Source organism: Halanaerobium congolense (genome assembly GCF_004366375.1).
GTDB classification, from domain to species: domain Bacteria; phylum Bacillota; class Halanaerobiia; order Halanaerobiales; family Halanaerobiaceae; genus Halanaerobium; species Halanaerobium congolense.
On the sequence record NZ_SOEF01000005.1, the window covers coordinates 36,211 to 50,024 of the forward strand.

12 protein-coding genes, 1 tRNA gene and 1 riboswitch are annotated in these 13,814 nt (G+C 34.4%); of the genes, 2 read left to right on the forward strand and 11 right to left on the reverse strand.

The genetic code is table 11. The features are described from left to right. Nucleotides 1-197: 197 nt before the first annotated feature. The 5 genes from leuS to nadD form a co-directional block, all read right to left on the reverse strand. Nucleotides 198-2,693 (reverse strand): leucine--tRNA ligase, encoded by a 2,496-nt coding sequence (gene leuS, locus C7954_RS02980; protein WP_089716851.1) that lies wholly within the window; start codon nucleotides 2,691-2,693, stop codon nucleotides 198-200. A gap of 71 nt (nucleotides 2,694-2,764) precedes the next feature. Further along, nucleotides 2,765-3,130: a ribosome silencing factor gene (gene rsfS / locus C7954_RS02985; protein WP_073158218.1), complete on the reverse strand. Its 366-nt coding sequence runs from the start codon at nucleotides 3,128-3,130 to the stop codon at nucleotides 2,765-2,767. A 14-nt stretch (nucleotides 3,131-3,144) separates the two neighbouring features. Next, the gene (locus C7954_RS02990; RefSeq protein WP_089716850.1) at nucleotides 3,145-4,308 is read right to left on the reverse strand and encodes an LCP family protein; all 1,164 of its coding nucleotides are present in this window, start codon (nucleotides 4,306-4,308) and stop codon (nucleotides 3,145-3,147) included. Between the two features lie 3 nt (nucleotides 4,309-4,311). Then, complete coding sequence (gene yqeK, locus C7954_RS02995) at nucleotides 4,312-4,899, reverse strand: bis(5'-nucleosyl)-tetraphosphatase (symmetrical) YqeK (RefSeq protein ID WP_089716849.1); 588 nt, start codon at nucleotides 4,897-4,899, stop codon at nucleotides 4,312-4,314. Nucleotides 4,900-4,903: 4 nt separating this feature from the next. Then, nucleotides 4,904-5,506, reverse strand: coding sequence for a nicotinate-nucleotide adenylyltransferase (gene nadD, locus C7954_RS03000; protein ID WP_073158226.1), 603 nt, complete (start codon nucleotides 5,504-5,506; stop codon nucleotides 4,904-4,906). A gap of 141 nt (nucleotides 5,507-5,647) precedes the next feature. Here nadD and C7954_RS03005 point away from each other — a divergent pair, with 141 nt between their 5' ends. Further along, nucleotides 5,648-6,166 carry a gamma carbonic anhydrase family protein gene (locus C7954_RS03005; protein ID WP_073158229.1) on the forward strand — a complete coding sequence of 173 codons (519 nt, stop codon included), beginning with the start codon at nucleotides 5,648-5,650 and terminating at the stop codon, nucleotides 6,164-6,166. Between the two features lie 103 nt (nucleotides 6,167-6,269). On the opposite strand, the gene C7954_RS03010 is transcribed toward C7954_RS03005, so the two are convergent. From C7954_RS03010 to C7954_RS03030, 5 genes are all read right to left on the reverse strand, one after another. Next, nucleotides 6,270-8,666: a homocysteine S-methyltransferase family protein gene (locus tag C7954_RS03010; RefSeq protein WP_134058634.1), complete on the reverse strand. Its 2,397-nt coding sequence runs from the start codon at nucleotides 8,664-8,666 to the stop codon at nucleotides 6,270-6,272. Further along, nucleotides 8,650-9,405 carry a Vitamin B12 dependent methionine synthase activation subunit gene (locus tag C7954_RS03015; protein WP_176760727.1) on the reverse strand — a complete coding sequence of 252 codons (756 nt, stop codon included), beginning with the start codon at nucleotides 9,403-9,405 and terminating at the stop codon, nucleotides 8,650-8,652. The genes C7954_RS03010 and C7954_RS03015 overlap by 17 nt, the downstream gene beginning before the upstream one ends. Before the next feature lies 1 nt (nucleotide 9,406). Further along, on the reverse strand, nucleotides 9,407-10,294 hold the full coding sequence (gene metF, locus C7954_RS03020; RefSeq protein WP_134058637.1) for a methylenetetrahydrofolate reductase [NAD(P)H]: 888 nt from the start codon (nucleotides 10,292-10,294) through the stop codon (nucleotides 9,407-9,409). A 146-nt stretch (nucleotides 10,295-10,440) separates the two neighbouring features. Continuing rightward, a riboswitch (SAM riboswitch) is annotated at nucleotides 10,441-10,545 on the reverse strand. Between the two features lie 52 nt (nucleotides 10,546-10,597). Continuing rightward, nucleotides 10,598-11,350: a hypothetical protein gene (locus C7954_RS03025; RefSeq protein WP_089716846.1), complete on the reverse strand. Its 753-nt coding sequence runs from the start codon at nucleotides 11,348-11,350 to the stop codon at nucleotides 10,598-10,600. A 32-nt stretch (nucleotides 11,351-11,382) separates the two neighbouring features. Next, entirely contained in the window at nucleotides 11,383-12,270 is an 888-nt protein-coding gene (locus tag C7954_RS03030; protein ID WP_073158243.1) for a cation diffusion facilitator family transporter, read from the reverse strand. 188 nt (nucleotides 12,271-12,458) lie between these two features. Here C7954_RS03030 and C7954_RS03035 point away from each other — a divergent pair. Further along, nucleotides 12,459-12,533: transfer RNA gene (locus C7954_RS03035), tRNA-Arg, on the forward strand. Nucleotides 12,534-12,641: 108 nt separating this feature from the next. On the opposite strand, the gene C7954_RS03040 is transcribed toward C7954_RS03035, so the two are convergent. Then, the gene (locus C7954_RS03040; RefSeq protein WP_089716845.1) at nucleotides 12,642-13,805 is read right to left on the reverse strand and encodes a site-specific integrase; all 1,164 of its coding nucleotides are present in this window, start codon (nucleotides 13,803-13,805) and stop codon (nucleotides 12,642-12,644) included. Nucleotides 13,806-13,814: the final 9 nt, after the last annotated feature.

Sequence of the window (13,814 nt, forward strand, 5' to 3'; positions counted from 1 at the left end):
TTGATATATTATCCTTATATAATTATTATACTGAAAACGATTTTCAAAGTCAACAACTTTCCTTAAATATCAGTAAAATTATCAAGTTTATAAGGAATTATTATTATTAATAAGAAAACTCCTGACAAATTAATAATAAAATGCCAGGAGCTGTAATAAATAATTATAATTTAAGCTGTTAATTTAAGCTAGGTTATTTATTGAATTACCAGGTTGACTAATTTTTTTGGAATATAAATAGTCTTGACTAAGTTACCATCTTCAAGATAAGATTTAATCTTTTCTTCTGCCATAACCTGTTCTTTAACTTCTTCTTCGGAGGCGTCTGCAGCAATATTAATTTTATCTCTTACCTTACCATTAACCTGGATTACAATTGTGATTTCATCTTTTTTAAGTGCTTCTTCTAAATATTTCGGCCATTCAGCTGCATGTACATTTTTTTGATGGCCCAAATATTCCCAGAGTTCTTCGGTAATAAAAGGAGCAAATGGGGCTAATAATAATACAATATTTTCGGCCACTTCTCTAATTAGAGGGGCATTAGTATCTTCAACATTGCGATCATTTAAGTAAGAATAAACTTCGTTTGTTAATTCCATAATTGCACTGATTGCTGTGTTGAAGTTTAATCTGTCTTCCACATCTTCTGTTACCTTTTTAATAGCTGCATGCATTGTTCGGTATAGTGATTTTTCAGCTTCAGTAAAGTTTTCTGAGTCTAAGTCAGAATCAGCATCTTTAATTAACACAAGATTTTCAGTTACAAAGCGCCAGACACGATTTAAAAAACGGTCTGCACCTTCAACCCCTTTGTCACTCCACTCTAAGTCTTTTTCCGGTGGTGAAGCAAAGAGAATAAATAAACGGGCTGTATCTGCACCATATTCAGCTAATATATCTTTAGGATCAACAACATTTCCCTTAGATTTTGACATCTTGGCACCATCTTTGAGCACCATTCCCTGGGCCAGCCAGTTTGTAAATGGTTCGACATAGTCAGTCAGACCCATATCGTGTACAACTTTGGTAAAGAAGCGGGCATATAATAAATGAAGAATAGCATGCTCAATTCCACCAATATACTGATCAACCGGGAACCATTCATCAACATTTTCCTTGGCAAAAGGAAGCTCATCATTTTTAGGATCTGCATAGCGCATAAAATACCAAGAAGAATCAACAAAGGTATCCATAGTATCTGTTTCTCGTTTACCAGGTCCACCACATTCAGGGCAGGTAGTATTAACAAAAGCATCTACCTTTTTCAGTGGTGACTCTCCAGTTGGAGAAAATTTTACATCATGGGGTAGTTCAACCGGTAAATCTTCTTCTGGAACTGCTACAGCTCCACAGTCATCACAATAAACAATTGGAATAGGTGCTCCCCAGTAGCGCTGACGGGAAATTAACCAATCACGCAGTCTATAATTAGTTTCAACCTTTAAAAATCCTTTAGCTGAGAAGTCTTCTGCCATTTTATCAAAGGCTTCTTCAACATTTAAACCATTATATTTACCGGAGTTGATTAAGTGACCATCCCCAGCATAAGCTGTTTCCATTTCTGACCCGACAAGTTCTTCTTTCTGGTCATCAGGCTGAATTACAGCTCTAATTTCTATGTCATACTTGCGGGCAAAATCGAAGTCACGCTGGTCATGAGCAGGAACGGCCATAATTGCACCAGTACCATATCCCATCAACACATAATTTGCTATATAAACAGGAATTTCTTCGCCATTAACAGGATTTTCTGCATAAGCACCGGTAAAAATACCTAATTTCTCTGTTTCGGCTGAAGTTCTTTCCTGTTCCTTTTGTTTTTTAACTTTTTTGACAAATTCTTTAACGTCTTTTTCTTTTTCAGTTCCAGCGGTTAATTCAGAAACATATGGATGCTCAGGAGCCAAAACCATATACGTTGCACCAAATAATGTATCTGGACGGGTTGTAAAGACTTCTAATTCTTTATCAAGTTTTGATATTTCAAAAGTAACTCTTGTACCTTCACTACGGCCAATCCAGTTTTTCTGCATAGTTTTTACTTTTTCAGGCCAGCCTTCTAAAAGCTCATGGTCATCTAAGAGTCTCTCTGCATAATCAGTTATTTTTAAGAACCACTGTTCTAAATCACGTTTATCAACTTCAGTGCCACAGCGTTCACAAGCTTCATTAACTACCTGCTCATTAGCAAGTACTGTCTCACAGCTTGGACACCAGTTAACTGTAGATTCTTTTCTGTAGGCTAAATCATCATTAAACATCTGGGTAAAAAACCATTGAGTCCACTTATAATAGTCTTCAGCTGCTGTTGTTACTTCGCGGTCCCAATCATAACTCAAACCCATTGCCTTCATCTGTTCTTTCATATGGGCAATATTATCCCAGGTCCATTCCTTAGGATGAATATTACCATGTTTGATCGCTGCATTTTCTGCAGGCAAACCAAAAGCATCCCATCCCATTGGATGAAGAACATTATAGCCCTTCATTCTTTTATAACGAGCTATAACATCACCAATAGAATAAACTCTCACATGCCCCATATGCAAATTACCTGAAGGATATGGAAACATTTCTAAAACATAATAATTTTCTTTATCGGGATCATCTCCGGTTTTATGTAAATTTAAGTCTTCCCAATTTTTAAGCCACTTTTTCTCTACTTCTTGAAACGGATAATAATCTTGCAAAGATCTTCACTCTCCTCATTTGATTAAAATTTATATATTATTTATTTCTAAATTCTGCTCTATTACTTATATTACTCTTCTTTTTCATCTGTTCGTAGAATTTTTTCAGCATCTGACCATAATCTTTCCAGATCATAATATTCTCTTTCTCTTTTCTGGAAAACATGAACAATTACATCAGCATAGTCAATTAAAATCCATTTGGCATCATTCATACCCGCCATCTTTTTAGGTTCAATTTCTTTTTCGGATAATTTTTCATCAACAGCTCTGGCTATAGCTCTAACCTGCTGATCAGAATTACCACTGCAGAGCACAAAATAATCTGCAATCACCGTTAAACCCTGAACATTTAAAATTTCTATATCTTCTGCTTTTTTATCATCAGCTGCGTCAGCTGCCATTAATGCAATATCTTTAATACTTAAATCTGACATTTATTTATTCCTCCTTATACAGACTTTTTGTAGCCTGAACCAACTATAACTTTAATATTTTTATTTATATGTTCTCCAGAATCTTCAACATATTCAATCTCCCCACTTAATAACTCAGCAATTTGAGAAGCTGTTTCTTCATCATCTTTACTATAGTATTCTATAATCGAATATTCGTAATTATAATTATCTGCATTACCAATTTCATCAATTTTAAAACCATACTTTTCTAATAACTTGGCTGTATTTGAAGCAGCTCCCGAATCTCCTACCCCATTTAGTACAGTTAACTGATAATCTTTGTTTTTAATATATGATTTATTTCTCACCAAATTTTCTACCATTATATTGGCTTCTTTTAAATCTGGAACCCAATAACTAATTCCATTAATATATTTTGGTTCCCCTGGAAGCATCTTAGTTTCTATTTGACTTAAATCAATTTCTTTTGCCATATTAATAAATGGAGTAATATCCTGGATTGGAATATTAGTATTAATAGTATCGTTAACCTCTTTAATGATACCAGGTATTTTAGTCAAAATAGCAGGTGAAAGAACTTTAGCAAAAACAGCATCTACAAATTTTTGTTGACGCTCAATTCTTCCAATATCTCCTCTTTCATCACGGTATCTAACATACTGAAGAGCTTTTTTTCCATTTAAATTTTGCTGACCTGCAGGGATATTAATATACAGACCACCAGCTTTATCAACATAGTTTAAATGACGAGAGACATTAACATTCACTCCACCTAATCGATCAATTATTTTTTCAAAACCTTTAAAATCTGTTTCTAAATAATAATCTATATCAATTTTCAGCATTTCTTCTATTGTTTTTTGTGTTAATTCTATTCCACCATATACATGAGCTGAATTTAATTTAGTAAAATTTCTTTTGCTTGAGTTAATATAAGTATCTCTTGGCAGAAAAATCAACCCCGCCTCTTTGCTGTCGACATCTAAACTTATCAAAATAATTGTATCTGCTCTGGAGGCGCCATTGATATTTGAATCATACCCAACTGCAAGTATATTTACTTTATTTTCTGCAAATGGTCCTTCTGAAGAAATTTTTGTTAGTTCATCATTCCATAAAAATGCCATGATAACACCAATAATGACCAAAAATATAATTAAAGCAATATATTTCCAGTCAGTTAGTTTTTCTAACATTTATTAATCACTTCTCTTTAATAGTTTATTTCGTAAATCATTTGAATAAGGATGAATAAAATTATCCTGTTCAAGCTGATATTTAATAATATTATTGGTTATTAAATATAATCCTAATTCAAAATCTCTTTCAATTTCTTTTCTAATCGTGTTTAAAATAGGAAACTGCCTATCTTCTGAAATAAAGTCGGCAGCATAAATGACCTGAGCTATTTTTCCCATTTTAGGGTGGCCCAGAGTATGAAAACGTATTGCTTCTAATATTTCTTGATCTTCTATCCCAAACTCATTTTTGGCAATTACAGCCCCAGCTGGAGCATGAAGTATTGGAGTTATAGCAGCTTCTAATTCATCAACATTCCACTGAGAATCCTTTAAGAGCAGCTTTAACTCTTTATCAGTTTTAGATTTTGCAATATCATGCAATAAGGCAGCGATTTTAACCTTATCCTGATTAAGATTTAATTTTTCAGCTAATTTAACTGCTGATTTTAAAACATATCTGGTATGTTGATACCTTTCTTTTCCTAAAATATTTTTAATTTTTTTTAAATCAAGTTTTTCTAATAAATCTTTATTAACTAATGACATTTAATCACCTGTAAAGATTATTTTTTTCAATGTACTCTCTAATTTTATCTAATGTTAAATAACGAATAGATTTTCCTTTTTTAATTTCATCTCTAATAAAAGAAGAAGAAATTTCTATATTTAAACTCTGATATGTAAATATATTTTCTAAATAATCTTCATACTTCTGGTCATTTATAATCTCATTTAAATTATAACCAGGTCGACTAAATACTATAAATTTAGCTTTAGTTAATAAGTATTCCGAATCTTTCCAGCCAAAAATTTCTGCTAAAGAATCTGCACCTATAATAAAAAAGACCTGATCAGCATTAATTTGAGGTACAAACTCTGCTAAAGTTTTTGCAGTATAAGAATATCCATCATTTTTCATTTCCCAGTCTGATAAAGAAAATCCTTGATTATTATCTACAGCAAATTTCAGCATTGTTAATCTATCTTTATTTGGTGAAATATCCCTATCTTTTTTATGTGGTGGCTTACCAGCAGGCATAAATATGATCTTAGATAACCCAAAATAATTTTTAATCTGCTCAGCTAAAATAAAATGTCCTTGATGGGGAGGATCAAAAGTCCCTCCAAAAATAGCCATTCTTTTTTTTGACATATTTTTCACCTCTAATTTCATACACCTTTAATTATAAATTATTTTATCAGTGCTTGCAAGTTAAATAACTATTAAAAAAAGGAGTTTTAATCTTTAAATAGAACTTGTATAGTAATAAATAAAAAATATGGAGGTTTTAAAATGTTATATAAATTTAAAAAGAAAAGTCCTAAAATTGCAGAAAACACTTTTATTGCTCCAGGTAGTCACATAATTGGAGATGTAGAAATAGCTGAACACAGCAGTATTTGGTATAATACTGTTCTTAGAGGAGATATTAAAAAAATTAAAATTGGAAAGTATTCTAATATCCAGGAAAACTCTACTGTTCATGTTGAAAACAATTTAGGTGTTGAGATTGGAGATTATGTAACAATTGGCCATAATGCAGTGATCCATGCCTGCAAAATTGGAAATAATTCACTCATTGGAATGAATGCTACTATTTTAAGTGGAGCTGAAATTGGAAAAGGATCAATTGTAGGAGCAGGTGCTGTAGTTCCGGAAAACACAGTCATCCCGCCCGCAAGTCTGGTTTTGGGCATACCGGCTAAGGTGGTACGCAGCATTACTAAAGAGAAAATAATTGAATTAAAACAGCATGCTCTACAGTATGTTGACCTTGCTGCAGAACAAGAAACCATTGAAAAAATCAAATAAATATAAGCAGCAGGCTGAGATTTTTTATAATTCTACAGCCTGCTTTTTCTTTTTGATTTATTTAAAAATTACATTTTAGATGAGTTTCCATTTTTTAAATTTATTATTCAAAAATCTGTTTGGCAATTTCTGCTGCCTCTTTTGCATCTCTGGCATAAAAATCAGCTTCGATCATATCTGCATAATCTGCTGTCAATACTGCCCCACCTACCATAATTTTCGTCTCTGGACATATTTCACGTACTTTTTTAATTGTTTTTTCCATATTTTTTACTGTTGTTGTCATTAGAGCACTTAAACCTAAAAGTTTTATTTTATTTACCTTTACTGTACTAACTATTTCTTTAATATTAACATTTTTACCTAAATCGATTATCTGATATCCATAATTTTCTAAAACAGTTTTGACAATGTTTTTACCAATATCATGGACATCACCTTTTACTGTTGCCATTATAATTTTTCCTTTAGAAATATCTCTACCACCTGTCCGGGCCATCTCTGCTTTTAAAACGGCAAAAGCTTCTTTTACAGTTTCTGCAGATTGAACCAACTGTGGTAAAAATATTTCTCCTTTTTCATAGCGTTCTCCAACGATATCAAGAGCAGGAATTAAATACTCATTTACTACTTCTATAGCTTTCTTTTCTTTTAATACTGCCTCAGTTAATCGAGCAGCTTCACTCTTTAGTCCCTTAATAATTACCGACTGCAGATCTTTTTCTTCACTCTCGTTTTTTATTTCTTTAGCAGAGTTAGCAGAGCCACTTTTATTTTCTGTTTCAGCCATATACTCAATATAGTCAGCGGCCCCCTGATCAATATTATTTAAAACTGCAGCTGCTTTAACATCCGCCATCATTTCATTATCATTTGGATCAATAATTGGCAAATTTAAGCCCTGGTAAAGGGCCATTGATAAAAAAGTCCTATTCAAAACAGGTCGAGCCGGTAAGCCAAACGAAACATTAGAGACTCCGAGAGTTGTTTTAACACCAAGTTTTTCTTTGACCATATTTAAAGCTTTGAGAGTTTCCTTAACACCTTCCTGCTGGGCGGATGCTGTTAAAGTCAGACAGTCAATAATAATCTTATCTCTGCTAATTCCAAATTCAGCTGCTTTATTAACAATTCTTTCAGCAACTGCAAAACGACCTGCAGCAGTATCCGGTATCCCATTATCATCCATGGTCAGACCAATAACAGCTGCTCCATATTTTTTGACCGCCGGCAGAGTTTTCTCCAGCACTTCAGCCTCTCCGTTAACTGAATTGACAATTGCTGTCCCGTTATAATATCTTAAGGCCGCTTCTATTACCTCCGGGTCACTGGAATCAATCTGTAAAGGAACATCTAAGATACCCTGCAGCTCTTTAATTAATCTAACCATTATTTCCTTTTCATCGATATCAGGTAAACCAATGTTAACATCTAAAATATTTGCCCCTGCATCTACTTCTTCTACAGCAACCTTAAGAATATAGTCTAAATCACCATTTCTTAAGGCATCTTTAAAGGCAGCTTTACCGGTTGGATTAATTCTTTCTCCAACCACATTAACTCCAGCCAGATCGACAGACTGAGAGGGAGAACAGACAAGACTTTCTTTTATAACTTCTCGCTCTTTGACTTTTTTGTTTTTTAAATTCTCTGCTATTAAAGATATAAATTCTTCATTAGTACCACAGCAACCTCCAATAACCGCCAGTCCTTTTTCGTAAAGTCGGGCTAACGGTTTAAAATATTCCGCTGGAGAGATCTTAAATACTGTTTCTCCATTCTCCATTACTGGCAAACCAGCATTTGCCTGCATAATAACCGGAAGTTTAGAATATTGAAGCACCTCTTCAACCAGAGGTTCCAATTTTTCCGGTCCCAGAGAGCAGTTGAGTCCAATTCCATCTACTCCCAGTCCTTCCAGTACAGAAATCATGGAGCGGATACTGCCACCGGTAAAAGTTCTACCGTCTTCTTCAAAAGTCAGGGTACAAAATACGGGCAGATTTGAATTTTCTTTAGCTGCCAGGACAGCCGCCCGGGCTTCATAAAGATCAGCTATTGTTTCTATATGTATTAGATCAGCTCCGGCTTCAACTCCGACCAGTACCTGCTGCTGATAAAGATTGTAAGCCTCATCAAAGGTCAGACTGCCCATTGGTTCTAATAGTTCTCCTAAAGGACCCATATCTAAGGCTACAGCTGCCTCGATTCCTGATTCTACAACAGCTCTGCGGGCATTTTCTACTGCAGCTGAAATAACTTCTTCCACAGAATAATCTATTTCTTCCATTTTTAAGGCATTGGCCCCAAAGGTATTGGTAGTTAAAATTTCAGCTCCAGCCTTCAAATAGCTTTTATGGATCTCAACAATTTCCTTACTTTTTTCTATATTTAATTTTTCTGGCACATCTCCAGCTTTTAAACCCCGCTGCTGCAGTACTGTTCCCATGGCTCCATCAAATAAAATAACTTCTTTTCCCAGTCTATCCTTTAGCTCCACAGTAAATCCCCTTTCTTCTCAGCTCACAGTCTTCGTATAGAAGACAGTTTTGACAGTGTCTTGACTCAAATTCAAGATCTCTCTCTTCTAAATTATCATCTTTTCTAACTGAATTTAAATTTTCTTGACTCTGCTGCTCTTCTTCTCCCTTTTCTGCAATAACTCCGATTATTGCTGTTACTGATTTAGTCGGATGTAACATATTATATTTGGAAGCAGTTAAACCAATTTTTTTTGGTGCATTTAAAATTCTTAAAATTTCTTTTTGAATATCAATTCCAAGGTCTCCATAACCCGGACTGTAGCGAAAAGTTATAGCTTCATTTCCTGCTGCCAGTACTTTTTCTTTGATCTCTTTTTCAACCTGATCACAGCCCGCTTCAATGGCCGTGGTGGCACAGGCATCAAAGATCATCGATTTTGTAACTGAAACTTTTTCATAATAGGAAATTTTTTTATCGACTTGTGCTCCCAGGGTAGCAGCCATTATATATATTTCTTTGGAATTACTCAGATGTTTTTTAATACTTTTCCCTTTCAAAGTCAGAGTTGTACCCCTGACCTTTACTCCATCCTCATTTAGTTTAATCGGGAACTTACGGTAAAGATAACGAAAATTAATCAAATCCTTAATTTCAGCTGTCGCTTCTTTAATTAAACGATTAATATTATCATCTTTTAAATCTTTTGAAGTCTGTAAATACCTTAAAACTTCGGTTCTTTCAATTTCTAATTCCATTTTAATCAGCCTTTTTTCCATTTATATGAGTAATCAAAGATCCAACTGCCTCTTTAATTCTACGGGCAACATAGGGGTTGTTCATTGTATAAAGGTGGATTCCATCTACCTCACTAGAAATTAAATCAACTATCTGCTCGACTGCATAGGCAATCCCGGCATCTCGAAGCGCTTCAGGATTATCCTCGTATTTATCTAATATTTTTTGAAATTTCTTTGGAAAATATGCATCAGATAATTCAATAATTCTTCCTACCTGTTTTTTATTAATAACCGGCATAATTCCTGCTTCAATTGGGACATTAATACCTTTTTTTTCTGCTTTATTGCGAAATTTATAAAAAAGTGAGTTATCAAAGAACATCTGTGAAATTAAATAATCAACTCCAAAATCTACCTTTTGTTTTAAATATTCAAGATCCTGTTCTAAACTATCTGTTTCTAAATGTCCTTCCGGATAACAGGCAGCAGCTACTCCAAAATCATTATTTTTATTTATATGTTCAACCAGCTGATAGGCATAATTATAATCACCAATAGCCTCACCATCTACCTGTTTATCTCCTCTTAAAGCCAGAATGTTTTCTATGTTTTTACTCTCCAGACGGGCCAGAATTTTATTTAATGTCTCCTGATCAGAATTGATACAGGTTAAATGGGCTAGAGCTTCTACATCATATTTTTCTTTGATGATTGAAGAAAGCTCACAGGTTCTATTTTTTCTAAGCCCTCCACCAGCTCCATAGGTGACACTGATATAATCCGGGTCAATATCCTTTAATTCTTCTAGGGTTTGGTAAATATTTTCGATTGGTACATCAGGTCTGGGCGGGAAAACTTCCAGCGAAAATACTACTTCTTTTTCCTCAAAAATATTTTTAATCTTCATTTTTATCCTCCTCGAGCTGCTCTACTGCTATTTAAATTATTTAGTTATAGCTCCTGCTAATAATTGCTTTCTTTACTCACTACTTGTTGTTGAAAAATATCATAAAAACAAAAATCCACTTCCTGAGTAGAAGTGGAGTACACAACTACTTATCTTTCAGGCTCAACCTGCTGGATTTAGCACCGGGCAGTATATAACTGCTGGTTGCCGGGTTTCGCAGGGCCAGATCCCTCCACCACTCTTGATAAGACAATATTCTATTTTTAATCACTTTACCATATTAAAAGATTTGTGTCAAGAAATTTAATCCCTGGCCAGCTCAGAATAACCTGCTTCTTTTAAATCATTTAGTATTTCAATTAGATCAATTAAATGAGCTGCTGCTGATTGTTTACCAGCATTTTGATAATATTCTCGGTGTGTTTTTAAAAATTCACTCTTTTCATACTGCCTGATGGAACTTCCGAGATCTTTAAGGGAGGTATGGAGATCAATTAACTGAGAAACAAGCTCTGGAGCCAAATATTCAGAATATTTCATGTTTATGACTTCCCAGATATCTTCAGCTTTTTCATCAAAATAATCATAATTATCTTCAGTAAAAAATACTTCTATATTTAAACGGCTTAACACTTCTTCTTCTGATAAATTTTCCAGCTCATTTAAAAACTCTGCTCTTTTTGTACTTAAAATTTTCGCATTCTGATCATGATCCTGGCTGCTAAAATCAACATCTGCTTCAAAGCTAAAGGCTCTGGTAGCAATTCCATCCCGCAGACGATTAATATTGCGGCTAATTAAATAGTCAATATCGACATGAACAATCTCCCATAATTTATTTTTTGATCTAACCAGGAGGGTATCGATGATAAAGAGAGTAAAGGCTACCCCGACTAATTCCGAAAAAAGATTTAAAGAAAGATCCGGGCTGTATTTCCGCATTCTCCAGACAAAAAATAGACTAAAAACAACTGTTAAAAAAACAATTACCGGAATATCTGATTTTTCCAGCAGCTTTGAATTGAGTTTTTCTCTGAGAGTCTTTTTCTTCTGCACTGTATTAACCTCCTACTAAAATTTTGACCTATCTAGGCCTTACAATTTTCATTTTCACATTCCTCATTTTGATATTCTATTTCTACTGTTACATGATCTATTTTTTCTGCGGCCAGTAATTCTTTAATTTTCGATTTAAGCTCCATTATTTCTTCTTTTGAAAATTGATCTGGAATAATTACATGGGTACTGAGAAAATTCTTTTCTCCATCTAAGGTCCAGATATGGGTATGATGAGCTGCAAGCGCCTGGGTCTCTGCTGCTATTTTCTGCTGCAGTGCTCCGATCTCAATTCCAGGTGGAACTCTCTGTAAAAAAACATTTAAGATTTTTTTCAACTTAGAAATTACATTATATAAAATGTAGATGTTAATTGCTAATGAAAGCAGTGGATCTAAGATTGGAAGATCTTTGTAAATTAAAACAATACTTACTATTAGTACTGCAACCCAGCCTAAAACATCTTCTAAAAGATGCCAGCTGACAACATCTTTATTTAAAGAGCCCCCACCTCTTAATTTAAAAACAGCAATCCCATTAACTATTATCCCTAAAATGGCCAGGTACAACATCCCTTCTGGACGTAAAGCCTGAGGAGCAAAGATTCTGGGAATAACCTTTGTTAAGATAAAGATAGATCCTAAGATTAAAACTATACTATTGATTAAGGCTCCTAAGAGCGAAAAACGAGCATAGCCATAACTGAATTCTTTATCTGCTCCTTTTTGAGAATAATTTTCTAAATACCAGGACATTGCTAAAGAAAGTGAATCTCCTAAATCATGCAGGGCATCAGATAAAATAGCCATACTGTTAGTTAAAAAGCCACCAATAATCTCAATAATGGTAAAGGATAGATTTAAGAAAAAAGCCGTTTTAATATTTGAGACATCTGAATGGTCATGATGATGTTCAGCCATTATTTATCACAATTATTATCATAATTTAATCTCCTTCTGGATTTTTTATCTTCCAGAGATAATTATATCATAAAAAAAATAAGCTGCTGTTAAATTATTAATATTATTCTTTTATTTTAAATTAAAATTTTTAAACAGCTCAGCTTATTGACATTAAAGTCTCATTCTGTTAAAATAATTTAGGTAATGCCCCCGTAGCTCAGTGGATAGAGCAAAGGCCTCCGAAGCCTTGAGCGTAGGTTCGACTCCTACCGGGGGCACCATATATCATTCCTGCTATAACAGCGATTATAGCAGTTTTTCTTTTTCAGTATCTATTCTCATTAAGCTTCCCACCGTGATTTCACCGCAGTACTTTCTATCCACCTCAATCAAGCATCCAGAAATTTAGAAGCTTTTTCAGCAGCTTCAGCCTGTAAAGTCGGAATTAAATGAGAATAAGTATCCATTGTCTGAGTGATTGAGGCATGACCCAATCTCTCCTGAACAATCTTAGGATGTTCATTTAGCTGCAGCAGAATCGAAGCATGTGTATGGCGAAGTGTATGGAGTGTTTTTTCTTTATCTAATCCAGCTTTATCTCTTAATTCAGCATATCTAACATTATATCTGTCTGGATAATATTTTTCACCATCTTCTTTACAGAACACCAGATTATACTCATCGTGATAATTATCTCCCAGGAATTCTTTGAACTCCTTTTGTTTCTCTTTTCTTTTCTTCAGTACTTCTACTATTTCGTCAGTAATATCGATATTCCTGTTACTATTTGCCGTTTTAGTACTTTCTCTTAGAACAGAGCCATTACCCTTTTCACCTACCAGAGCCTGTCTCACCCGAATCTTCTTATTCTCAAAGTCAACATTATCCCATTCCAGGCCTAAAAGCTCACTTTTTCTCATCCCTGTATGGACTGCAAGATAGATAAAATCATGTAATAGCGGATCATCCTCTTTAGCAACATCTAACAGTTTACTTATTTCTTCTTTTGTTAAAGCAACAATGGTATTATTCCTTCTCCGATCAATTTTTGGTGCTTCAACAGGATCAGCCGGGTTAGCTGCAATATATCTGTTTCTGACTGCAAAGCTCAAAGCCTGCTTCAGCTTCTTATAGTGCTTTAATAGAGTTGCTTCTGATAACCCGCCTTCTTTACCGTCTTTTCTCCCGTCTTTCCGCTTCTTCTGCAAATATACTCGAATGTGAGCCGGACTCAGTTCTTTTAACTTAATATGTCCGAGGGCAGGAATCAGGTGAGTTTTAAGTATGATCTCATATCTATCATGAGTAGTCTTTTCTGTCTGAACAACCGCGTACTCCTCAAACCACTTCAGTAACAAATCCTTTACTGTCATGTCCGTCTGTACTACAACTCCCTGATCAGCCTGCAATTCCATTTTTCTAGCCCATTTTTTTGCATCTCTCTTACGGGTAAATGTCTTATACTCTCTCATTGTCTTTCCTGTCTCTGGGTCCTTCCCAATATAAACTTGTGCTTGCCAGTTTCCTGACTTTAACTTTTTAAAGCTTCCCATATTAATTCC